This window comes from Mesorhizobium sp. WSM1386, from assembly GCF_055901595.1.
This window is the reverse complement of the sequence record NZ_CM148373.1, coordinates 4,771,654-4,793,102: the sequence shown is the minus strand read 5'-3', so window position 1 is coordinate 4,793,102 and position 21,449 is coordinate 4,771,654. Positions and strand designations below refer to the sequence as shown.

The 21,449-nt window shown below is 63.0% G+C and carries 20 protein-coding genes; 14 read left to right on the top strand and 6 right to left on the bottom strand.

Annotation, left to right across the window (positions count from 1 at the left end):
* Positions 1–2 precede the first annotated feature (2 nt).
* Positions 3–1,256 carry a tyrosine--tRNA ligase gene (gene tyrS / locus AC0NIH_RS23560; RefSeq protein WP_473465986.1) on the bottom strand — a complete coding sequence of 418 codons (1,254 nt, stop codon included), beginning with the start codon at positions 1,254–1,256 and terminating at the stop codon, positions 3–5.
* Between the two features lie 309 nt (positions 1,257–1,565).
* Between tyrS and AC0NIH_RS23555 the strand changes: the two genes are divergently transcribed.
* The 4 genes from AC0NIH_RS23555 (at position 1,566) to AC0NIH_RS23540 (ending at position 5,163) form a co-directional block, all read left to right on the top strand.
* Entirely contained in the window at positions 1,566–2,300 is a 735-nt protein-coding gene (locus AC0NIH_RS23555; RefSeq protein ID WP_473465983.1) for a glycosyltransferase family 2 protein, read from the top strand.
* Positions 2,293–2,625 (top strand): lipid-A-disaccharide synthase N-terminal domain-containing protein, encoded by a 333-nt coding sequence (locus AC0NIH_RS23550; RefSeq protein WP_202360125.1) that lies wholly within the window; start codon positions 2,293–2,295, stop codon positions 2,623–2,625. The genes AC0NIH_RS23555 and AC0NIH_RS23550 overlap by 8 nt, the downstream gene beginning before the upstream one ends.
* A 42-nt stretch (positions 2,626–2,667) precedes the next feature.
* Complete coding sequence (locus tag AC0NIH_RS23545; protein WP_473465979.1) at positions 2,668–4,317, top strand: ArnT family glycosyltransferase; 1,650 nt, start codon at positions 2,668–2,670, stop codon at positions 4,315–4,317.
* Between the two features lie 75 nt (positions 4,318–4,392).
* Positions 4,393–5,163 (top strand): phosphatase PAP2 family protein, encoded by a 771-nt coding sequence (locus AC0NIH_RS23540; RefSeq protein ID WP_473465977.1) that lies wholly within the window; start codon positions 4,393–4,395, stop codon positions 5,161–5,163.
* 7 nt (positions 5,164–5,170) lie between these two features.
* Here the strand turns inward: AC0NIH_RS23540 and AC0NIH_RS23535 are convergent, their stop codons facing one another.
* Positions 5,171–5,839, bottom strand: a complete 669-nt coding sequence (locus AC0NIH_RS23535) for an FMN-binding negative transcriptional regulator (protein ID WP_473465974.1) — start codon at positions 5,837–5,839, stop codon at positions 5,171–5,173.
* Between the two features lie 43 nt (positions 5,840–5,882).
* The gene (locus AC0NIH_RS23530) at positions 5,883–6,557 is read right to left on the bottom strand and encodes an alpha/beta hydrolase (RefSeq protein WP_013895905.1); all 675 of its coding nucleotides are present in this window, start codon (positions 6,555–6,557) and stop codon (positions 5,883–5,885) included.
* A 238-nt stretch (positions 6,558–6,795) separates the two neighbouring features.
* Here AC0NIH_RS23530 and AC0NIH_RS23525 point away from each other — a divergent pair, with 238 nt between their 5' ends.
* From AC0NIH_RS23525 to sufA, 7 genes are all read left to right on the top strand, one after another.
* Positions 6,796–7,974 (top strand): cysteine desulfurase family protein, encoded by a 1,179-nt coding sequence (locus AC0NIH_RS23525; protein ID WP_473466066.1) that lies wholly within the window; start codon positions 6,796–6,798, stop codon positions 7,972–7,974.
* A 243-nt stretch (positions 7,975–8,217) separates the two neighbouring features.
* The gene (gene sufB, locus AC0NIH_RS23520; protein WP_023776296.1) at positions 8,218–9,735 is read left to right on the top strand and encodes a Fe-S cluster assembly protein SufB; all 1,518 of its coding nucleotides are present in this window, start codon (positions 8,218–8,220) and stop codon (positions 9,733–9,735) included.
* A 26-nt stretch (positions 9,736–9,761) separates the two neighbouring features.
* Positions 9,762–10,517: a Fe-S cluster assembly ATPase SufC gene (gene sufC / locus AC0NIH_RS23515; RefSeq protein WP_023764151.1), complete on the top strand. Its 756-nt coding sequence runs from the start codon at positions 9,762–9,764 to the stop codon at positions 10,515–10,517.
* Between the two features lie 25 nt (positions 10,518–10,542).
* Entirely contained in the window at positions 10,543–11,811 is a 1,269-nt protein-coding gene (gene sufD, locus AC0NIH_RS23510) for a Fe-S cluster assembly protein SufD (RefSeq protein ID WP_473465970.1), read from the top strand.
* A gap of 188 nt (positions 11,812–11,999) precedes the next feature.
* Positions 12,000–13,241, top strand: a complete 1,242-nt coding sequence (locus tag AC0NIH_RS23505) for a cysteine desulfurase (RefSeq protein ID WP_473465967.1) — start codon at positions 12,000–12,002, stop codon at positions 13,239–13,241.
* Positions 13,242–13,246: 5 nt separating this feature from the next.
* Positions 13,247–13,639 (top strand): SUF system Fe-S cluster assembly protein, encoded by a 393-nt coding sequence (locus AC0NIH_RS23500; RefSeq protein ID WP_023776294.1) that lies wholly within the window; start codon positions 13,247–13,249, stop codon positions 13,637–13,639.
* 106 nt (positions 13,640–13,745) lie between these two features.
* Complete coding sequence (gene sufA / locus AC0NIH_RS23495; protein ID WP_013895897.1) at positions 13,746–14,126, top strand: Fe-S cluster assembly scaffold SufA; 381 nt, start codon at positions 13,746–13,748, stop codon at positions 14,124–14,126.
* Positions 14,127–14,261: 135 nt separating this feature from the next.
* Here the strand turns inward: sufA and AC0NIH_RS23490 are convergent, their stop codons facing one another.
* Positions 14,262–14,759 carry a GFA family protein gene (locus tag AC0NIH_RS23490; protein ID WP_287268704.1) on the bottom strand — a complete coding sequence of 166 codons (498 nt, stop codon included), beginning with the start codon at positions 14,757–14,759 and terminating at the stop codon, positions 14,262–14,264.
* Between the two features lie 92 nt (positions 14,760–14,851).
* Between AC0NIH_RS23490 and AC0NIH_RS23485 the strand changes: the two genes are divergently transcribed.
* Entirely contained in the window at positions 14,852–15,175 is a 324-nt protein-coding gene (locus AC0NIH_RS23485) for a TfoX/Sxy family protein (protein WP_473465963.1), read from the top strand.
* Positions 15,176–15,199: 24 nt separating this feature from the next.
* Here the strand turns inward: AC0NIH_RS23485 and AC0NIH_RS23480 are convergent, their stop codons facing one another.
* Both AC0NIH_RS23480 and AC0NIH_RS23475 read right to left on the bottom strand, forming a co-directional pair.
* Positions 15,200–16,117 carry a pseudouridine-5'-phosphate glycosidase gene (locus AC0NIH_RS23480; RefSeq protein ID WP_473465960.1) on the bottom strand — a complete coding sequence of 306 codons (918 nt, stop codon included), beginning with the start codon at positions 16,115–16,117 and terminating at the stop codon, positions 15,200–15,202.
* A 73-nt stretch (positions 16,118–16,190) separates the two neighbouring features.
* Positions 16,191–17,135 (bottom strand): carbohydrate kinase family protein, encoded by a 945-nt coding sequence (locus tag AC0NIH_RS23475; RefSeq protein ID WP_473465957.1) that lies wholly within the window; start codon positions 17,133–17,135, stop codon positions 16,191–16,193.
* A gap of 280 nt (positions 17,136–17,415) precedes the next feature.
* Between AC0NIH_RS23475 and recA the strand changes: the two genes are divergently transcribed.
* Together recA and alaS are read left to right on the top strand one after the other, a co-directional pair.
* Entirely contained in the window at positions 17,416–18,516 is a 1,101-nt protein-coding gene (gene recA / locus AC0NIH_RS23470; RefSeq protein WP_013895892.1) for a recombinase RecA, read from the top strand.
* Positions 18,517–18,778: 262 nt separating this feature from the next.
* The gene (alaS, locus tag AC0NIH_RS23465; RefSeq protein ID WP_473465954.1) at positions 18,779–21,445 is read left to right on the top strand and encodes an alanine--tRNA ligase; all 2,667 of its coding nucleotides are present in this window, start codon (positions 18,779–18,781) and stop codon (positions 21,443–21,445) included.
* Positions 21,446–21,449: the final 4 nt, after the last annotated feature.

Here is a 21,449-nt window from a genome sequence, read left to right as displayed (position 1 = left end):
CCTTAGATAGGCCGCACCAGAATATGTTTTTTCCTGCCGAGTGAAAGCTTTACGACGTTTTCCGGACTCAGATCCTGAAGCGTCACCAGCCGGCGCTCGTCGCTGACAGGCTGGTCGTTCAACCGCACCGCGCCGCCTTGCACATGCCGCCGCGCTTCGCCGTTCGACGCCGCCAGTCCGGCGGTCACCAGCAGCGACAGGATCCCGACGCCGGCGTCGAGCTTGGCGTTCTCAACCTCGACGGTCGGCAGCGATTCGGCGAGCGCGCCTTCCTCGAACGTCTTGCGTGCCGTGTCGCTGGCCTGTTCCGCCGCCGCGCGACCATGCAGCAATGCGGTGATCTCCGTGGCGAGCACCTTCTTGGCGTCGTTGATCTCGGATCCGCCGAGCCGCTCGAGGCGCGCGACCTCGTCCAACGGCAGCGTCGTGTAGAGTTTCAGGAACCGGCCGACATCGGCGTCCTCGGTGTTGCGCCAATACTGCCAGAACTCGTAAGGCGAGAGCATGCTGGCATCGAGCCAGACCGCGCCCGAGGCGGATTTGCCCATCTTGGCGCCTGACGAGGTGGTGAGCAGCGGCGTGGTCAGCGCATAAAGCTGCGCGTCCTCCATGCGACGACCGAGGTCGATGCCGTTGATGATGTTGCCCCACTGGTCGGATCCGCCCATCTGCAGCCGGCAGCCGAGCCGCTTGTAGAGTTCGACGAAGTCGTAGGCCTGCAGGATCATGTAGTTGAATTCGAGGAAGGACAATGACTGCTCGCGGTCGAGCCGCAGCTTGACGGAATCGAACGCCAGCATGCGGTTGACCGAAAAGTGACGACCGACATCGCGCAGGAAATTGACGTAGTTGATCTCCATCAGCCAGTCGGCGTTGTTGACCATGATGGCGTCGTTCGGGCCACTGCCGAATTTGAGGTAAGGCATGAAATTGCGACGGATGCCGACCAGGTTGTCGTCGATGTCCTGCGGGGTCAGAAGCTTGCGCGCCTCGTCCTTGAAGGAAGGGTCGCCGATCATCGAGGTGCCGCCGCCCATCAGCGCGATCGGCCGATGACCGGTCTGCTGCAGCCAGTGCAGCATCATGATCTGGATCAGCGAGCCGGCGTGCAGGCTCTTGGCGGTCGCGTCGAAGCCGATATAGGCCGTCACCGTTTCCGTGGCGAAGAGATTGTCGAGGCCGGCATCATCCGAAGTCTGGTGGATGAAGCCGCGCTCGCTCATCGTGCGCAGGAAGTCGGATTTGAAGGCAGGCATGGTTTCTTTCCCGAAAGCGTCCGCCCGTCCGGCGCGGCCGTATGTGAACGGGCGCGTTTAGCATCCAAGCGCGATCAGCAAAAGTGGTTTCCGATCTTGCGTCGGATTGCCCGCCAACCAAAGGGGTGCGATCAGCAGGGGGTGGATGCGGTTTTGTGGCACGCATGGATGATGTCCGTCATGCTTGCTTCATCGTTTCGGCTGGCGTAATGAGGCGCCGCGCCACAAGGTTCTTGCAGCCCACGACCTCGAGCGGCACCGTACGGCATTCAAAACATGCCATATCCGACGACAGAGCCCCGACGCGACATGCCGGACGCATTGATATCCATTGTCATTCCCTGCCGGAACGAGGCGGCAAACCTGCCGTTGCTGATCGACGAGATCGAGGCGGCGATGGTAGGACGCGACTTCGAACTGATCATCGTCAATGATGGCTCGACCGACGACACCGCGGCCGTTCTTGCCGAACAGGCAGCGCTTCGCCCGTTCCCGGTGCGGGAATTGCGGCACCGGAAATCCGCCGGCCAGAGCCTTTCGGTGCGTTCGGGCGCCTGGGCGGCGCGCGGCGATATCGTCGCCACGATCGATGGCGATGGCCAGAACGATCCGCAATACATTCCCGTGCTGGTCGACGCCTTGCGGCAGGCCGGCCCCGATTTCGGCGCGGCACAAGGGCAGCGCCTCAAGCGCCGCGACAGCAAGGTCAAGCAACTGGCATCACGTTTCGCGAATTGGCTGAGGAACGCCATCCTGCATGACGAGACGCGCGATACCGGCTGTGGCCTGAAGGCTGTTCATACCGACATCCTGCGCAAACTGCCGTTCTTCGACGGCACGCATCGCTTCGTGCCGGCTCTGGTCATCCAGGAGGGGTACGGTGTCGTGCACTGCGACGTGGTCGACCGTTCGCGCCGGCACGGCAAGTCGAATTACGGCATTTTCGATCGCGGCCTGCAGGGCGCGCTCGATCTTGGTGGCGTCTGGTGGCTGCGCCGCCGGCGCCGCAGAATGCCAAAGGTAGAGGAAATCAAGCGTGTTTAGCGTGCTTCAGGAATTGGGGACCTGGCTTCACCAGGTCTTCATCAAGCAATTCGATGCGTGGATCCTGCTCGGCTTCGTCGCGCAGTTCTTCTTCACCATGCGCTTCGTCGTGCAGTGGCTCGCCTCGGAAAAAGCCAAGCGCAGCGTCGTGCCGGTGGCGTTCTGGTTCTTCTCGCTGTTCGGCGGCGGCCTGCTTCTGATCTATGCCATCCAGCGCCAGGATCCGGTGTTCATCGCCGGCCAGGCCATGGGCATGTTCATCTACATCAGAAATCTCTGGCTGATCGCCAATGAGCGCAAGGCGGCGATGACCAAGGTCGATTGAGCAGCCCGTATACGTGAAGAACATGATCGGAGAGGCTCAAAAATGGCATTGAACAGGAACTACATCCTTCTCTTCCTGTTCAGCCTGATGATGACGGCCTCGGGGCTGGCATCACTGCCGCCGATCGACCGCGACGAGTCGCGCTTCGTCCAGGCGACCAAGCAGATGGCGGAAAGCGGCGACTATGTCGACATCCGCTTCCAGGAGGCGTCGCGCTACCAGAAGCCGGTCGGCATCTACTGGCTGCAATCGGCAGCCGTGACGCTGAGCGGCAAGGGCGCTGAAGCACCGATCTGGGTCTACCGCACGGTGTCGGCGCTTGGCATCGCCATTGCCGTGCTGGCGATCGCCTGGACGGGAACCAATCTTTTCGGAGCGAATGCCGGTGTCGTCGCCGGCCTGGTGCTGGCCGCGATCTTCGCCACCGCCTTCGAGGGACGCGATGCCAAGACCGACGCGATGCTTTTGGCCTGCTGCGTGGCCGCGCAAGGCGCGCTGGCGCAGATCTACCTGGCATCGCGCCGCAACGAACCGGTCGCCGGCCATCTCTGGTGGATTTTCTGGATCGCGCAAGGGGCTGCGATCCTCATCAAGGGGCCCATCGCGCCGCTGCTTTCGGCGCTGACCATCGCGGTGCTGTTTGCCTTCGAGCGCGATGGGCGCTGGCTGTCGAAGCTCAGGATCGGGCGCGGCCTGCTGCTTGTCGTTGTGATTGCGCTGCCCTGGCTCGCCGCGATCACCTGGAAAAGCCATGGCGCGTTCCTGCAGCAGGCCGTCGGCAAGGACATGCTTGGCAAGGTCGCGTCGGGTGAGGAATCGCACGGCTTGCCGCCGGGCTTCTATATGCTGACCTACTCGCTGTTCATGTGGCCGTTCGGCCTGATCGCGGTCGGCGCCGGGCTGCAAGCTCTCAACCGGTTGCGCGACGACCCCAGGCTGCGCTTCTGCCTTGCCTGGTACATCCCGTTCTGGCTGGTCTTCGAGTTGATCCCGACCAAGCTGCCGCACTATGTCCTGCCGGCCTATCCCGGCATGGCGCTGCTGATCGGCTGGCTTTTGACCTTGCAGCCCGAGGATGCCAATGCGCCGCTCAAGCGCTGGCAGACCTGGTTATGGTGGTCGACGGCATTTGGCCTGGTCGTGGTCAGCCTCGGTCTGGCGGCGGTCTGCGTGGGCGCACCGATCTACCTCACGCACACATTCTCATGGTGGAGCATCCCGGCCGCGGTGGCGGCGCTCGGCGCCGGCTACCTCGCTTTTTCGCGGCAATTGCAGGTGCCGCTGCCCCGCATCGGCGCCATCGCAGCCTGTGCGGGCATCACCTATGGCTTGCTGTTTGGCGTCATCGCGCCGTCGCTCAAGCCGATCTGGCTGAGCCCGGCCATCGAGGCGGCGGTCAGCGCCAACAAGCCTTGCGACACGACGGTGCTGGCTTCGGCTCGGTATCAGGAACCGAGCCTGGTGTTCCTGGTGGGCACCAAAACGGTGCTGACCGATGTCGGCGGCGTCGCGGAGCACCTGCTTTCCGATCCCGCCTGCGCACTGGGACTGGCACCGACCGAGGACGAGCAGAAACTGAACGGCATGCTGTCTGTGCAAGGCAAATCCGTGAACCGCGTCGCCGAGGTCGATGGCCTCAACTATTCGTCGGGAGACAAACTGTCGCTCGGCCTCTATCGTGTGGCGCCATGACGGCTGGTCCATGACGGGGTCGAATTCCCAATGCTCGTGAAAACGCGCCCTTCCGTTTTCGCAAGGCTTGTTGCGGTGAGACGCCGCTCCCTCGACAATTTTCGCGACACGTTGCGGATCGTGAGAAGGCGCTTTGCCGTTCGTCCGGCGCGTTACCCCAACGTCGCATGGCCGGTTTGGGTCGTGGTTTGGGTGTTGCTGACGGCGGCCGCCTTTGTTCGCCTCGACACACCGGCAGGGATTGCTCATGGCCAATGGTCGGGGGCAAGGTTTGCCGACTTCATGACCCAGTTCGCTCTCGGCGGCTGGTATCTGATCCCATCGGCGCTCTTGCTCGTGGCGGCCAATCTGATCGATTGGCGAAGCCTTTCACGGCGATCGTTGATGCTTGTCTACAACTGGACCTGCCTGGCATTCCTGGTGCTGAGTTCGGTTGGCCTTTCCGGCTTGCTGGTCAATGTCCTGAAATATGCGATCGGCCGCGCCCGCCCACTCTACTTCCAGGATTTTGGTGTCCTGGCCCTGCATCCTTTTGCCTTCGATGCGCGCTTCGCCGGTTTTCCATCCGGCCATGCCACGACCATGGGCGCCGTGTTCGGCGTCCTTCTGCTCTTGTTTCCACGACGCTGGACCGTCGCCCTTGTGGTCACGGCCTGCATCGCCTCGACCAGGGTCTTCGTCGGCGCGCACTATCCGAGCGACACCGTTGCCGGCTTCGGCCTCGGCTGCGCCTTCGCGCTCGCATGCGGGCTGGTCTTTGCCAGGCTGGGCTTCATTTTCCGCCCGGCAGCCGCGGGCCTGCCGGTCCGTAAAGCGTCATTCCGGCTGATTGCTCCGAGGAACTAAGTCGCGACTAATTGCCGTCCAGGCCGCCATAGGACCGCACCAGGCGAGCCATGTCGGCTGCGTTGGCCACTTCGCTTTCAAGTCCGTGCGCGACGCCGACGCGATCGGCGACGGGACGGTTCTGGCTCACCTTCCACTTGCCGTGGATCTCGCCGATCTCGATCTCCAGCCCAATGATGCCCTTGATCTGCGACTGGATGAAAGGCGCCGGCGCGTCCGTCACCGCCCAGGGCGCCTCGCGAACGCCTTCCTGCGAGGCGGTCAGATCGGCGATCTGCCGCGCCAGCCAGTCCTGGTCATCTATCACCTTGACGGTGCCGCGCACCTGCACGATGGCGTAGTTCCAGGTCGGCACCACCTTGCCGGTCTCGCGCTTGGTCTCGTACCAGGACGGCGTCACATAGGCATCGGTGCCCTGGAAGACGATCAGCACGGGCGACGCCGGATTGTCGGCGATGAGGCGCCATTGCGGGTTGGCCCTGGCCAGGTGCGCGCGCAGCCTGCCGTTCGGCGGCAGGCTTTCACTAAGTTCAGAGGGGGCATCGAGCAGGAACGGAATGGCGTTGGCGACCGGGCCGTCCGGCCCGTTCGAGATCAGCATGCCGAGCGGATGCGCCCGGATCAGTCCGTGCAGGACATCAGGCCGCATTTCCTGGAACTGGGGAGGCTCATACATCCGCGCTCGTACCTTCCTTTTGCTTATCTCAGCCGCCCTTTTGCTATCTCAACCGCTTGGGCCGCGGATCCGACAATTCTCCAGCCAGCCGGCGGTCGAGGTAGTCGGAGCATTCCTCGATCAGCAGATCGGCGTCGTTGGCGAAGAAATGATTGGCGCCGGGCAAGGTCTTCTGCGTGATGGTGATGCCCTTCTGGGTGTGCAGCTTGTCGACCAGGCCCTGCACATCCTTCGGCGGCGCCACCTTGTCGGCGTCGCCATGGATGATCAGGCCCGATGACGGGCAGGGCGCCAGGAACGAGAAGTCATAAGTGTTGGGCTGCGGCGCGATCGAGATGAAGCCTTCGATTTCGGGCCGGCGCATCAGGAGCTGCATGCCGATCCACGAGCCGAAAGAATAACCGGCGACCCAGCAGCTCTTGGAATCCGGATGCAGCGACTGCACCCAGTCGAGCGCCGCCGCCGCGTCCGACAACTCGCCGGTGCCGTGGTCGAATTCGCCCTGGCTGCGGCCGATGCCGCGGAAATTGAAGCGCAGCGTGGTGAAATCGCGCTTCTGGAACATATAGAAGAGGTCGTAGACGATCTTGTTGTTCATCGTGCCGCCGAACTGCGGATGCGGGTGCAACACGATGGCAATCGGCGCGCTCTTTTCCTTGGAGGGTTGGTAGCGCCCCTCCAGACGGCCGGCCGGACCGGTGAAAATGACCTCAGGCATGAAATACTCCACTTGTAATACGAATGCGCGGCGCCCGGAACGAACCTTCCTCTGGCCTTGACGCAGGGCGAGCGTCTTCCTAGAAGCTAGTTTAGAACTGTTCAAAACTGAGTGGCCAGACGTCGAGCCCGGCCACCCGCGCCGCAAGCCGCGTAAATAGGACGGCTCGCCTTGGAATTTCAAGGAAATAACGCCATACGACAACCGAATGGCTTCTGACGGGACCAACTGGACGAAAATGGCCGCAAAACGCGTCTATCTCGACTACAATGCCAGTGCGCCGCTGCTTGCCGCGGCGCGCGAGGCCATGGTCGCGGCACTTGATGTTGCCGCCAACCCGTCATCGGTTCACGCGGAGGGGCGCGCCGCGCGGCGCCTGATCGAGACGGCGAGGCGTGAGGTGGCGGCGCTGGTGAATGCCAGGCCCGAACATGTCGTGTTCACCTCCGGTGCGACCGAAGCCGCCTCGACGCTGCTTTCGCCCGAGTGGCAGATGGGACGCGGCAGCGTGCGCATAAGCCGGCTCTACGTCTCCGAGGCGGACCATCCCTGCCTTTTGAACGGCGGGCGCTTTCCCGCGGCGCAGGTGACGCGCATCGGCGTCGATGCCAACGGCATTGCCGATCTCGGCGCGTTGGCCACGGCGCTTGGCGGTCACGACAAGGCCGACGGCCTGCCGCTGGTCGCGATCCATGCCGCCAACAACGAGACCGGCGTCATCCAGCCGATCGATCGCATCGCCGAAATCGTCAAGGCGGCAGGCGGCGTCCTGGTGGTTGACGCAGTCCAGGCCGCGGGCCGCGTTTCGATCGATGTGTCAGCGGGTTACGCAGATTATTTGATTCTGTCGTCGCACAAGGTCGGCGGCCCCAAGGGTGTCGGCGCCATTGTCGCCGCCGCGGACCTGATGATGCCCAAGCCCCTGGTCAATGGCGGCGGCCAGGAAAAGGGCCATCGCGGCGGCACGGAGAACCTCGCCGCCATTGCCGGTTTTGGCGCTGCTGCGCGTGAGGCCCTGAGCGGGCTGCAGGCGATCGATACGGTGCGCAAGCGCCGCGACGAGATCGAGGCCATTGTGAAAACCCTGGTGCCCGAGGCGGAAATCTTTGGAACCGGCGCGCCAAGGCTTGCCAACACGACATTCTTCGCTATTCCCGGCATCAAGGCCGAAACCGCGCAGATCGCCTTCGATCTTGCCGGCGTGGCGCTGTCGGCGGGCTCCGCCTGTTCGTCGGGCAAGGTCGGGCCGAGCCATGTGCTGAAAGCCATGGGTTATGGTGACGGTCTTGGCGCCTTGCGCGTGTCGATCGGTTCGGCGACGGGCGCCGAGGATATCGAGCTGTTCAGGACCGCTCTGGCGGGCATCGCTGCAAGGCAGGCCGCCAGGGAAAAGGCGGATAGAGAAGAAGCCGCGTAGCGGTTGGGAGCATCGGACCGAAAAGTGCGTAGCGGTTTTCGGGAAAATCCGATGCTTGACTAAAATGTTTTGGGTCTTTTTGACCTGGTAGAGCCGTGCGTTTCATGTTGGCCGGGTGAATTTCCGGTCGAGACGCACTATATGGAACTTACGCTGCCGCGAGCGCTTCTTTGGCGGTCATTTCGGCGGTGCCATAGTTTGAAAACTGTCGGGCCTTGACCCCGGCGTGGATGGAGAACGCATATGCCTGCTGTGCAGGACACGATCGATCGGGTCCGAAAGATCGACGTCGACCAATACAAATATGGATTCCAGACCGAGATCGCCGTCGACAAGGCTCCCAAGGGGCTGAGCGAAGACATCATCCGTTTCATTTCGGCCAAGAAGGACGAACCGTCCTGGATGCTGGAGTGGCGCCTGGAAGCCTATCGGCGCTGGCTGACGCTGGAAGAGCCGACCTGGGCGCGCGTCAACTATCCCAAGATCGATTTCCAGGACATCTACTACTACGCGGCGCCCAAGAGCACGCCCGGCCCGTCGTCGCTCAGCGACGTCGATCCCGAACTCTTGAAGGTCTACGAGAAGCTCGGCATTCCGCTGCGCGAGCAGGAAATCCTTGCCGGCGTGCAGAAGACGGATGTTTCCGAGCTCGAGGAAGCCAGCGACAATGTCTACAAGTCGGGCCGTGTCGCCGTCGACGCGGTGTTCGATTCCGTCTCGGTGGTCACGACCTTCAAGAAGGAACTGGCGCAGGCCGGCGTCATCTTCTGCTCGATCTCGGAAGCCATCCGCGAGCATCCGGAACTGGTGAAGAAATATCTCGGCTCGGTCGTGCCGACGTCGGACAATTTCTATGCCACGCTGAATTCGGCTGTCTTCACCGACGGCTCGTTCGTGTTCGTGCCCAAGGGCGTGCGCTGCCCGATGGAGCTGTCGACCTATTTCCGCATGAACGAGAAGAACACCGGCCAGTTCGAGCGCACGCTGATCATCGCCGAGGAGGGGGCTTACGTCTCCTATCTCGAAGGCTGCACGGCGCCGCAACGCGATGAGAACCAGCTTCACGCCGCCGTCGTCGAACTGGTCGCGCTCGACGATGCCGAGATCAAATACTCGACGGTGCAGAACTGGTACCCCGGCGACGCCGAGGGCAAGGGCGGCATCTACAATTTCGTCACCAAGCGCGGCGATTGCCGTGGCGACCGCTCGAAGATTTCGTGGACGCAGGTCGAGACCGGCTCGGCCATCACCTGGAAATATCCGAGCTGCATCCTGCGCGGCGACGATTCCCAGGGCGAGTTCTATTCGATCGCCGTGTCGAACGGCTACCAGCAGGTCGATAGCGGCACCAAGATGATCCATCTCGGCAAGAACACGTCGAGCCGGATCATCTCCAAGGGCATCGCCGCCGGCTTCTCGCAGAATACCTATCGCGGCCAGGTTTCGGCGCACCGCAAGGCGACCAATGCCCGCAACTTCACCAACTGCGACTCGCTGCTGATCGGCGACCAGTGCGGCGCGCACACCGTGCCCTACATGGAGGCCAAGAACTCGACGGCGCAGTTCGAGCATGAGGCGACGACCTCGAAGATTTCCGAGGACCAGAAATTCTACGTCATGCAGCGCGGCATTCCCGAAGAAGAGGCGATAGCGCTGATCGTCAACGGCTTCGTCAAGGACGTCATCCAGCAACTGCCGATGGAATTCGCGGTCGAGGCGCAGAAGCTGATCGGCATCTCGCTCGAGGGCTCGGTCGGCTGACCGGACAATATTCAGGAAACAAAAGAATGCTTGAGATCAAGAACCTGCACGCCCGCATCGTTGATGATGGCACCGAGATCATCCGCGGCCTGAACCTGACGGTGAAAGCCGGCGAGGTCGCCGCGATCATGGGACCGAATGGCTCGGGCAAATCGACGCTGTCCTACATCCTCGCCGGCCGCGAGGACTATGAGGTGACCGAGGGCGACATCCTCTACAACGGCCAGTCGATCCTCGAAATGGATCCGGCCGAGCGCGCCACGTCGGGCATCTTCCTGGCCTTCCAATACCCGATGGAAATACCGGGCGTGGCGACCATGGAATTCCTGAAGGTGGCGATGAACGAGCAGCGCAAGGCGCGCGGCGAGGAACCGCTGAAAATCCCTGAATTCCTGAAGCGGGTGAAAGAAGCGGCAGCCTCGCTCAACATGGACATGGCGATGCTGAAGCGGCCGCTCAATGTCGGCTTCTCCGGCGGCGAGAAGAAGCGTGCCGAGATCCTGCAGATGAAGCTCCTGGAGCCGAAGCTCTGCGTGCTCGACGAGACCGATTCCGGCCTCGACATCGATGCGCTGAAGATCGTTTCCGACGGCGTCAACGCGCTGCGCGCGCCGGACCGGGCGTTCCTGGTCATCACCCACTACCAACGCCTGCTCGAACACATCGTGCCCGACAGCGTGCACGTGCTCTACAAGGGCCAGGTCATCAAGTCCGGCGACAAGTCGCTGGCGCTCGATCTGGAAGCCAACGGCTATGCCGGCGTGATCGGGCAAGCCGCGTGAGATGCCAGAAGGCAAGGTCAAACTGATGAATATGCACACACAACCGCAGCGGACACCGGCCGAGACAGCGTTGATCGACGCCTTCGGCGACCGTCTGTCGCTGTTGCCGGGCGATGGCGCGGTGATGCTGAAGCGCGACGACGCCATTGAAGCGATCAAGCACGGCCTGCCGACGCGGCGCGTCGAATCCTGGCACTACACGGACCTTCGGCGGCTGCTGAACGCGGTGCCGGACTTCGATCCGGCCGCCGCCCCCAAGGCCGTCGCGCCGATCGTCGAAGGCTCTGCCGTGTTGGCGATCCTGAACGGTAAGTCCGATGCGAAGACGCCGGCTGTGGACGGCGTCGCCGTTGAGCGCCTGTCGGAAAAGCTGACCGACGGCAGCATCGCGCCGGAGCTCGATCCCTATGGCAGCGACGATGCCATTGGGGCGCTGAACACGGCTTTCGTCGCCGATGGGTATTTTGTCGACATCGCCGACGGTGCCGAACTGGAAAAGCCGATCGAATTGCAGAATTTACAGGCCGGCGGCCAGACGCACGTACGCCTGCCGGTGCGTGTCGGTGCCGGCGCCAAGGCGGTCATCGTCGAACGCCAGGCCGGCGAGGGCGCGGCGTTGACTAGTTCGGTCAGCCAACTCGTGCTCGGCGAGGGCGCCGAGGTGACATGGCTGATCGTCCAGGAACAGCCCGAGACCGCGACGCATCTGGCGCAGTTCAAGGCCCATATCGGCAAGGACGCGAAACTGACCCTGTTCGTCATGAATGCCGGCGGCAGGCTGGTGCGCCAGGAGATCGTGGTCAGGACAACCGGCGAAGGCGCCGATTTCAAGCTGCGCGGCATCAATCTGCTGGCTGGCGACACCCACACCGACGTGACCATGGTGCTCGATCACGCCGTGCCGCACACGACCTCGACCGAGATCGTCCGCAACGTGGTGACGGGCAAGGCGCGCGGCGTCTTCCAGGGCCGCATCAACGTCCATCAGTATGCCCAGAAGACCAACGCCAAGATGGCCTGCAACACGCTGCTGTTGTCGGACGATGGCGAGTTCTCGACCAAGCCTGAGCTCGAAATCTTCGCCGACGACGTCGTCTGCGGCCACGGCGCGACGGTCACCGAGATCGACCACGACCATCTGTTCTACCTGATGGCGCGCGGTGTCGACGAGAAGAGCGCCCGGGGCCTTCTGGTCAAGGCGTTCGTCGCCGAGGTGATCGAGGAACTGGATGACGAAGCGATCGTCGACGCGCTCGAAGCGCGGCTCGACGGGTGGTTCGTGGCGCACGGGTAATTATTGGATGGGGCCCGGCAAAGCCACCCCTCATCCGTCTCGGCGCTATGCGCCGATCCACCTTCTCCCACAAGGGGAGAAGGTTGGGCGCTCTTCCTTCTCCCCTTGTGGGAGAAGGTGGCCGAGCGAAGCTCGGTCGGATGAGGGGTGTTGCGAGGAACGCGGCCTAGGACGGCAAGGACTTTGAAATGGACCAGAAAGTCGAAAATATCCCTTACGACGTCGAGGCGATCCGCCGCGACTTCCCGATCCTGTCGCGGGAAGTCTATGGCAAGCCGCTGGTCTATCTCGACAATGGCGCCTCGGCGCAGAAGCCGCAGGTGGTGCTGGATACGATCCAGCATGCCTATTCCCAGGAATATGCCAACGTCCATCGCGGCCTGCATTTCCTGTCCAATGCGGCGACCGACGCCTATGAAAAGGCGCGGGAAACGGTGCGTCGCTTTCTCAACGCGCCAAGTACCGACAACATCGTCTTCACCTCGAACACGACCTCGGCGATCAACACAGTCGCCTATGGCTATGGCATGCCCAACATCGGTGAGGGCGACGAGATCGTGCTGTCGATCATGGAGCATCACTCCAACATCGTGCCCTGGCATTTCATCCGTGAGCGGCAGGGCGCAAAGCTGGTCTGGGTGCCGGTCGACGATCTCGGCATCTTCCACATCGAGGAATTCGAGAAGCGCCTGACCGATCGCACCAAACTGGTCGCCATCACGCAGATGTCGAACGCGCTGGGCACGGTGACCCCGATCAAGGAAATCGTGCGCATCGCGCACGCGCGGGGCATTCCGGTGCTCGTCGATGGCAGCCAGAGCGCTGTTCATATGCCCATCGACGTCCAGGATCTCGACTGCGACTTCTTCGTCTTCACCGGCCACAAGGTCTACGGCCCATCGGGCATCGGCGTGCTCTATGGCAAGAAGGATATTCTCCAGGGCATGCGCCCCTTCATGGGCGGCGGCGAAATGATCGAGGAGGTGACGGAAGACGTCGTCACCTACAACGAGCCGCCGCATCGCTTTGAGGCCGGCACGCCGCCGATCGTCCAGGCGATCGGGCTCGGTGCCGCGCTGGAGTATATGGAAAAAGTCGGCCGCGAGCGCATTGCCGCGCATGAGGAAGGCCTCAAGATCTATGCTCATGAACGGCTGCGCGCCATCAACTCGCTGCGCATTTTCGGCGACGCTCCAAGCAAGGGCGCGATCATCTCCTTCGAACTGCAGGGTATTCATGCCCATGACGTGTCGATGGTGATAGACAGGCAAGGTGTGGCGGTCCGCGCCGGCACCCATTGCGCCCAGCCGCTGTTGAAACGCTTCGGCGTAACCTCCACATGCAGGGCATCGTTCGGCATGTATAATACCAGGGCCGAAGTCGACGCTTTCGCCGAGGCGCTTGAAAAAGCGCGCAAATTCTTCGGGTGACGATGATGGATGACGCGAGCACCACTGCCGAGACCACCGCGGAAACCGCCGCCAACGCCGTGGTTTCGGCGTCCGCCATTCCCGCCGACGAACTGGCGCGGTTGACCGACGACATCGTCTCCGCGCTGAAGACGGTCTACGACCCGGAAATCCCCGCCGACATTTACGAGCTCGGCCTTGTCTACAAGATCGACATCGAGGACGACCGCTCGGTCAAGATCGACATGACGCTGACCGCCCCCGGCTGCCCGGTGGCAGGCGAAATGCCGGGCTGGGTCGAAAATGCCGTTGGCGCCGTCGAAGGCGTTTCCGGCGTCGAGGTCAACATGACCTTCGACCCGCCCTGGTCGCCCGACCGCATGTCAGAAGAGGCGCAGGTCGCGGTGGGCTGGTATTAAGTGCAAGCCGGAGGGCGCACTTGCGCCAGCGGTAAAACTTCACCATTTTAAGGTGAGGAATCATTCGGCAGGCCTTGAACCTGCATGGAATGGAGAAGGAAAAAGAATGGGACGCTTTGCCGTCATCACCATGACCGAAAAGGCCGCCGACCGGGTGCGCGAGATCGTGGCCACGCGTGAAAACGCACATGGCATCCGCCTCGGCATCAAGAAGGGTGGCTGCGCCGGCATGGAATACACGGTTGACCTGGTGACCGAACCCAACACCAAGGACGACCACATCGAGCGCGACGGCGCCCATGTCTATGTGGCACCCGAGGCCGCGCTTTTTCTGTTCGGCACCGAGATGGATTTCGAGCAGACGACGCTGCGCACCGGCTTCACCTTCCACAACCCGAACCAGAGTTCGGCCTGCGGCTGCGGCGAATCCGTCGAGCTGAAGCCGGCCGACCTGAAGGCGCTGGCCGAGGCACGCGCTAGCGCCTGATTTTGCCTTCTCCCCGTTCACGGGGAGAAGGTGTCACGAAGTGACGGATGAGGGGCAGCGCTTCCCTATCCGAAGTTTGCTCCGCCCCTCATCTGCCTGCCGGCATCTTCTCCCCGTAAAACGGGGAGAAGGACGCTACTTCACCCACATCCCCGTCCGCTTGTGCCAGTCGGCGATCGATTCCTCGGGATAGACGTCAAAAGTCTTGTCGCCTTTGCCGACATCCGGCTCGACCCAGTTCGCCTTGTATTTCAGCATCAGATGCACCTTTTCAGGCGGTTTCGGCAGGTCGCTGTCGATCGCCGAGGCGAAGGGATGCACCAGCTCCGGCCAGGTCGGGTCGTAGAGCCAAAGTGCTGATCCACATTTCTTGCAGAAATTGCGCTCGCCGGTCGAGACTTCGCAATGCGGATGCTCGTCGTCCTCGATCTCGGCACGGTAGACGCCAAGGCTCGTCTTGCCCCGGATGTTCAGGGTCTCATAGTCGGCGCCCAAATTGATGGCGAAACCGCCGCCGCCTTGCTGCTTTCGGCAGATCGAGCAGTAGCACAGCATGAACGGCACCGGCGTGTGGCTTTCCACCTCGAAACGGACGGCATTGCAGCGGCAGGAGCCTTTGAGCAGGACAGGCATGGCGGGAAACTCCGATCGATCCTCTTTCAACCTGTCAGCATGATTTTGGTTGCGGCGATGACAAGGCCTGACGCCGATGACATGATCGCGGCATGGACAATGAACGCATCGCCGAACTCTTCGAGGGCCTCGGACCGGTCAGCATCCGCAAGCTGTTCGGCGGCAAGGGCATCTATTTCGACGGCGTCATCGTCGCCATCGTGCTGCGCGGCGAATTGCTGCTGAAGGCCGACGAGCAAAGCGCACCCGACTTCGAAGCTGCCGGCTGCAGGCAATGGACCTACACCGGCTCGCGCCACGGCAAGCCGGTCGCCATGCCCTATTGGAGCGTTCCAGACAGTGCTTTCGATGATCCCGACGAGATGACGGTGTGGGCGCGCCGTGCGTATGAGGCGGGGCGGCGGGCTGGGAAGTGATGCCAACTTGCGGATGTCGGTGGGCTACAGCGCCTTCGCGATCCTCGCCGCCAGCCGTGCATTGTTCTCAACCAGCGCGATGTTGGTCTTCAAACTGCGGCCGCTGGTCAGTTCGAGGATTTTCGACAACAGGAACGGCGTCACCGCCTTGCCCGTCACATTGAGCGCCTCTGCCGCCTTCTGAGCCGCCTCGATGTAGCCAGCCATCTCCTCAGCCGGGATTTCGTGGTTTTCCGGCACCGGATTGGCGATCAGCATGCCGCCATTCAAGCCTAGTGCAGCCCTGGTCCGGAAGAAATGCGCGATCTCTTCCGGCTTGTGCAGGGTCAGCGGCGCGCGGAACGGCGACTGCCGTGACCAGAAGGCCGGCATCGTTTCGCAGCCAGCGCCGACGACAGGCACGCCGCGCGTCTCCAGCACCTCCAGCGTCTTTTCGATGTCGAGGATCGCCTTGGCGCCGGCCGAGACGACGATGACCGGCGTGCGCGCCAGTTCGTCGAGGTCGGCCGAGATATCGAAACTCTTTTCCGCCCCCTTGTGCACGCCGCCGATGCCGCCGGTGGCGAACACTTTTATGCCGACCATGTGCGCCGCGATCATGGTGGCGGCGACCGTGGTGCCGCCGGTGCGCCCTTGCGCGACGGCAAAGCCGAGATCGGCGCGCGACAGCTTCATGGCGTCACCCGTCATGGCCAGCGATTCCCGCTCTCCATCCGACAGGCCGATCTTGATGCGGCCGCCGACCACGGCGATCGTCGCCGGCACGGCGCCGCCGTCGCTGATGATCTTTTCCACATCCGCCGCCATGGCGCCATTGTCGGGGTAGGGCATGCCATGGGTGATGATGGTGCTCTCCAGCGCCACCACCGGCTGGCCGGCGGCGAGGGCCCGCGCCACCGGCGCATGGACGTCGATGAAGGGGTGGGCGGTTTCCGGGTTCATCTGGATCTCCAAGCTGGAGCGCCCGCATCTATCTCGACGCTGGCCGGCGCTGCGGACCATGAATTTGCCGGTCTCATGCCATTTCCTGCGCATCCGGCACAAGGGCCAGTGCTTGCACGAAGGATGCCTCGCTGAAATCGGGAACGGCGTCGGCGCTTTCGATGGCCAGCGTCGCCGCCGCGACTCCGTCGCGCAAGGCCGCGCGAAAAGGCAGACCGCGCAGCAAGGCCGCGATCGTTGCACCTGCCAATGCGTCGCCGGCTCCGGTGACATCGGCGATTTTTCTCGGGGCAGGCGGCAAGATCGAAAAGGCGCCTGCTTGGTCGAAACCCAGCACCGCGCCGCCACCTGCGGTGACCACACCGCTTCTGAGACCGCTGCAGCGCAGCCCGTCGACGACAGCCGGATTCGCGGCATTTGCGTTGACGCCCGCCAGCACGATGGCCTCGCTCCGGTTCATGAAGACCAGCGCCAGCGCGCCGAGCACCGGCATCAGCCGCACCACCTTGGCCGGCGAAATGGCAATCGCGTACACCGGCTTGCCCGAAGCGAGTGCGACGAGCCGCTCCAGCGCCGAGGACGGCAAATTGGCGTCGCACAAGATGGCATCGGCGGCCGCGACCACCTCCCGCACCTTGGAACGCCTGATCTGCTTGGGGAACGCCATGTCGTAGAGAGCCATGTCGGCAAAGCCGACGATCAGTTCGCCCTCGCGGTCGATCAGCGCCGTATAGCTCGGCGTGGTTCGGTCAAGGAACACCGCCGAGAGATCGGCGATGCCAGCTTCCGCTATGGCGCGCGAAACGGTGTCGCCCGCCGCATCGCCGCCGCGCATCGACATCAGCGAGGCCGATACGCCGCGCCGCACCGTGCTGCGCAACGCATTGAAGACGCCGCCGCCGACATCCTCGCGCATCGTGCCGGGATTGGACGCGGCGGGCACATAGGCGCCGGACACCTGGCCACGCCGGTCTATGTGGGCGCCGCCCACGGCCAGTATCTTTGCGGATTTCACCATGCCGGCGATATGCCCTTTGTTATTCCTGCCGCACAAGCGTTAGGCTGCGGATGGAGTTTCGCACGCAAGGCAGCGATTCGGCGAACCGAAACAATCGAACTGTCTGGCCCAATGCGAGGTGCATTGCTGTTCGATCTCTTGGTACGAAAAAAGAACAAATCCGGATATCACTTGTTTTTCAGATGTTTGATCCCTCTTGCCAAACGAGAACAAAAAAGGTACAAAATGGTAGGGATTACGGATTGTCCGGCCTTCATTGACGACCAAGGGGTGATGTATCATGGCTCAGAATTCTTTGCGGCTTGTAGAGGATAAGGCAGTGGACAAATCAAAGGCTCTGGATGCGGCGCTGTCGCAAATCGAGCGGGCTTTCGGCAAGGGCTCGATCATGCGGCTCGGCGCGAACGAGCAGGTCGTCGAGATCGAGACGGTGCCAACGGGCTCGCTCGGCCTCGACATCGCGCTTGGCGTCGGTGGCCTGCCGCGCGGCCGCATCATCGAGATCTACGGGCCGGAAAGCTCGGGCAAGACGACGCTGGCGCTGCACACGGTGGCGGAAGCCCAGAAGAAGGGCGGCATCTGCGCCTTCGTCGATGCCGAGCATGCGCTCGATCCGGTCTACGCCCGCAAGCTCGGCGTCGATCTCGAAAACCTCCTGATCTCGCAGCCCGACACTGGCGAGCAGGCGCTGGAAATCTGTGATACGCTGGTGCGTTCCGGCGCCATCGACGTGCTGGTGGTCGATTCGGTCGCGGCGCTGACGCCACGCGCCGAAATCGAAGGCGAGATGGGCGATTCGCTGCCGGGTCTGCAGGCCCGTCTGATGAGCCAGGCGCTGCGCAAGCTCACCGCCTCGATCTCGCGCTCCAACACCATGGTCATCTTCATCAACCAGATCCGCATGAAGATCGGCGTCATGTTCGGCTCGCCCGAAACCACCACTGGCGGCAATGCGCTGAAGTTCTACGCTTCGGTGCGCCTCGACATCCGCCGCATCGGTTCGGTCAAGGACCGTGACGAGGTCGTCGGCAACCAGACCCGCGTCAAGGTGGTCAAGAACAAGCTGGCGCCGCCCTTCAAGGTGGTCGAGTTCGACATCATGTACGGTGAAGGCGTGTCCAAGACCGGCGAACTGGTCGATCTCGGCGTCAAGGCCGGCGTGGTCGAGAAATCGGGCGCCTGGTTCTCCTACAATTCGCAGCGTCTCGGCCAGGGCCGCGAAAATGCAAAACTGTTCCTGCGCGACAATCCCGATACGGCGCGTGAGATCGAACTGGCGCTGCGGCAGAATGCCGGGCTGATCGCCGAGAAATTCCTCGAAAATGGTGGCTCTGAGGGCAATGGCGACGACGGTTTCGAGGATGAAGCCGGCGCGATGTAGGCTAATGGCCGGAGTTCGGACATAATTCCTGCCTATGATCCAATGCTTATGTAATCGAGTTCTTTAGTACCGCGTCCAAAACCGCCGGCCTTCGAGCCGGCGGTTTTTGTTTTTGGACTGCCGGCAAGCTGGTGGATTGGCCCAATTCCGTGTTTCTGGACAGGGTGAAGCGTGCCCGCTAAAAGGCCCAGTCTATCTCTGCAAAAAGCAGAGCCCATTTCCGCCGGGTCGCCGGCGGTTTTCGCAAAAAAAGGCAGCAGTCATGAGTGGCGTGAACGAAATCCGGTCGACATTCCTCGACTATTTCCGCAGGGAGGGCCACGAGGTCGTCGCCTCGAGCCCGCTCGTGCCGCGCAACGACCCGACATTGATGTTCACCAATGCCGGCATGGTGCAGTTCAAGAACGTCTTCACCGGTTTGGAGAAGCGGCCCTATTCGCGCGCCACGACTGCTCAGAAGAGCGTTCGCGCCGGCGGCAAGCACAACGACCTCGACAATGTCGGCTACACCGCGCGCCACCTGACCTTCTTCGAGATGCTCGGTAATTTCTCGTTCGGCGATTACTTCAAGGAACGCGCCATCGAACTTGCCTGGAACCTGATCACCAAGGAGTTCGGGCTGAAGAAGGACAAGCTGCTGGTCACCGTCTATCACACCGACGATGAGGCGGCCGGCTTCTGGAAGAAGATCGCCGGTTTTTCGGACGACCGCGTTATCCGCATCCCGACCTCGGACAATTTCTGGGCGATGGGCGACACCGGTCCATGCGGCCCGTGCTCGGAAATCTTCATCGATCGTGGCGAGCATATCTGGGGCGGTCCTCCCGGCAGCCCCGAAGAAGATGGCGACCGGTTCCTCGAATTCTGGAACCTGGTGTTCATGCAGTATGAACAGGTGACGAAGGAGGAGCGCATCGACCTGCCGCGTCCCTCGATCGACACCGGCATGGGCCTGGAGCGCATGGCCTCCATCCTGCAGGGTGTGGAAAGCGTCTTTGAGACCGACCTGTTCCGGTACCTGATCGACGTGGCGTCCTCCGCACTCGGGCGCGCTCCCGATGCGGAAACCGTGGCCTCCTACCGCGTCATCGCCGATCACCTGCGCTCGTCCTCCTTCCTGGTCGCCGACGGCGTGCTGCCGTCGAACGAAGGACGCGGCTATGTGTTGCGCCGCATCATGCGCCGCGCCATGCGCCACGCGCAGTTGCTCGGCGCGAACGAGCCGCTGATGTGGAAGCTGGTGCCGGCGCTGGTGCGCGAGATGGGCCAGGCCTATCCCGAACTGCTGCGCGGCGAACAGTTGATCACCGAGACGCTGAAGCTCGAGGAGACGCGCTTCCGCAAGACGCTGGTGCGCGGCCTCGGCCTGCTCTCGGAGGCGACGGAAACTTTGCATGCCGGCGACATGCTGGACGGCGAGACGGCCTTCAAGCTCTACGACACCTACGGCTTCCCGCTCGACCTGACGCAGGACGCGCTGCGCCAACGCAACATCTCGGTCGACCTTGCCGGCTTCACCAATGCGATGGAGCAGCAGAAGGCCGAGGCGCGCAAGCATTGGACCGGATCCGGCGAGGCCGCCACCGAGACGGTCTGGTTCTCCGTGCGTGAAAAGACCGGCGCCACCGAGTTCCTCGGCTACGAGACCGAGCAGGCGGAAGGCCTCGTCCAGGCGCTGGTCAAGGACGGCAAGACCGTCGACGCCGCCGGCAAGGGCGATGCGGTTGCGGTGGTCGTCAACCAGACGCCGTTCTATGGCGAGTCCGGCGGCCAGATGGGTGACACCGGCATCATCTCGGGCGAAGGGTTTTCGATCGAGATCTCCGACACGCAGAAAAAGGCCGACGGGCTGTTCGTGCATCTCGGCAAGGTGGCAAGCGGCACCGTCAAGGTAGGCGCTGCCGTCGAACTCAAGGTCGACCATGCGCGGCGCACCAGGCTGCGGGCTAACCACTCCGCGACGCACCTGATCCATGAGGCGCTGCGCGAGGTGCTGGGCACCCATGTCGCGCAGAAGGGCTCGCTGGTCGCGCCCGAGCGCCTGCGTTTCGACATCTCGCACAACAAGCCGATCTCACCGGAGGACCTCGAAGAGGTCGAGCGCATGGCCAATGAGATCGTCGTCCAGAACGGCCCGGTGACCACGCGCCTGATGTCCGTCGACGACGCCATCGCCGAGGGCGCCATGGCGCTGTTCGGCGAGAAATACGGTGACGAGGTGCGCGTCGTCTCGATGGGCACCGGTGTGCATGGCGCCAAGGCCAACCGGCCCTATTCGGTCGAACTCTGTGGCGGCACCCATGTCCGGGCGACCGGCGATATCGGCTTGGTGCGTGTCGTGTCGGACAGCGCCGTCGCCGCCGGCGTGCGCCGCATCGAGGCACTGACGGGCGAAGCCGCGCGCAAACATCTCGATGAACAGGACAGGCGTTTGAAGGCGACGGCAGCCGTGTTGAAGATTTCGCCCGCCGATGTGCCGGCGCGCGTCGAGACGCTGCTCGAAGAGCGCAAGAAGCTTGAGAAGGAATTGACCGAGGCGCGCAAGAAACTGGCGCTCGGCGGTGGTGCCGCGGCGGACGCTCCAGCCACCAACGAGACCGTCGCCGGTATCGGCTTCCTCGGCAAGGCGGTCTCCGGTGTCTCGCCGAAGGATCTGAAGCCGCTGGCCGATGCCGGCAAGACGTCACTCGGCTCCGGCGTCGTCGTCTTCGTTGGCGCCGGCGAGGACAACAAGGCCAGCGTCGTCGTCGCCGTCACTGACGACCTCGTCGGCCGCTTCAGCGCCGTCGATCTCGTCCGCGTCGCGTCGGCCGCGTTGGGCGGGCAGGGCGGTGGCGGACGGCCGGACATGGCGCAAGCCGGAGGCCCGGATGCGTCGAAGGCCGGTGATGCGATTGCAGCGGTAAGGGCGGCACTCGAAGCGGCTTGAAAGC

What these genes read in the sequence shown, in the direction of transcription:
- tyrS (WP_473465986.1), bottom strand. Translation starts at nt 1,256, where the DNA reads ATGCCTGCCTTCAAATCCGACTTCCTGCGCACGATGAGCGAGCGCGGC.
- AC0NIH_RS23555 (WP_473465983.1), top strand. Translation starts at nt 1,566, where the DNA reads ATGCCGGACGCATTGATATCCATTGTCATTCCCTGCCGGAACGAGGCG.
- AC0NIH_RS23545 (WP_473465979.1), top strand. Translation starts at nt 2,668, where the DNA reads ATGGCATTGAACAGGAACTACATCCTTCTCTTCCTGTTCAGCCTGATG.
- AC0NIH_RS23535 (WP_473465974.1), bottom strand. Translation starts at nt 5,839, where the DNA reads ATGTATGAGCCTCCCCAGTTCCAGGAAATGCGGCCTGATGTCCTGCAC.
- AC0NIH_RS23530 (WP_013895905.1), bottom strand. Translation starts at nt 6,557, where the DNA reads ATGCCTGAGGTCATTTTCACCGGTCCGGCCGGCCGTCTGGAGGGGCGC.
- AC0NIH_RS23525 (WP_473466066.1), top strand. Translation starts at nt 6,796, where the DNA reads ATGGCCGCAAAACGCGTCTATCTCGACTACAATGCCAGTGCGCCGCTG.
- sufB (WP_023776296.1), top strand. Translation starts at nt 8,218, where the DNA reads ATGCCTGCTGTGCAGGACACGATCGATCGGGTCCGAAAGATCGACGTC.
- sufC (WP_023764151.1), top strand. Translation starts at nt 9,762, where the DNA reads ATGCTTGAGATCAAGAACCTGCACGCCCGCATCGTTGATGATGGCACC.
- sufD (WP_473465970.1), top strand. Translation starts at nt 10,543, where the DNA reads ATGAATATGCACACACAACCGCAGCGGACACCGGCCGAGACAGCGTTG.
- AC0NIH_RS23505 (WP_473465967.1), top strand. Translation starts at nt 12,000, where the DNA reads ATGGACCAGAAAGTCGAAAATATCCCTTACGACGTCGAGGCGATCCGC.
- AC0NIH_RS23500 (WP_023776294.1), top strand. Translation starts at nt 13,247, where the DNA reads ATGGATGACGCGAGCACCACTGCCGAGACCACCGCGGAAACCGCCGCC.
- sufA (WP_013895897.1), top strand. Translation starts at nt 13,746, where the DNA reads ATGGGACGCTTTGCCGTCATCACCATGACCGAAAAGGCCGCCGACCGG.
- AC0NIH_RS23490 (WP_287268704.1), bottom strand. Translation starts at nt 14,759, where the DNA reads ATGCCTGTCCTGCTCAAAGGCTCCTGCCGCTGCAATGCCGTCCGTTTC.
- AC0NIH_RS23485 (WP_473465963.1), top strand. Translation starts at nt 14,852, where the DNA reads ATGGACAATGAACGCATCGCCGAACTCTTCGAGGGCCTCGGACCGGTC.
- AC0NIH_RS23480 (WP_473465960.1), bottom strand. Translation starts at nt 16,117, where the DNA reads ATGAACCCGGAAACCGCCCACCCCTTCATCGACGTCCATGCGCCGGTG.
- AC0NIH_RS23475 (WP_473465957.1), bottom strand. Translation starts at nt 17,135, where the DNA reads ATGGTGAAATCCGCAAAGATACTGGCCGTGGGCGGCGCCCACATAGAC.
- recA (WP_013895892.1), top strand. Translation starts at nt 17,416, where the DNA reads ATGGCTCAGAATTCTTTGCGGCTTGTAGAGGATAAGGCAGTGGACAAA.
- alaS (WP_473465954.1), top strand. Translation starts at nt 18,779, where the DNA reads ATGAGTGGCGTGAACGAAATCCGGTCGACATTCCTCGACTATTTCCGC.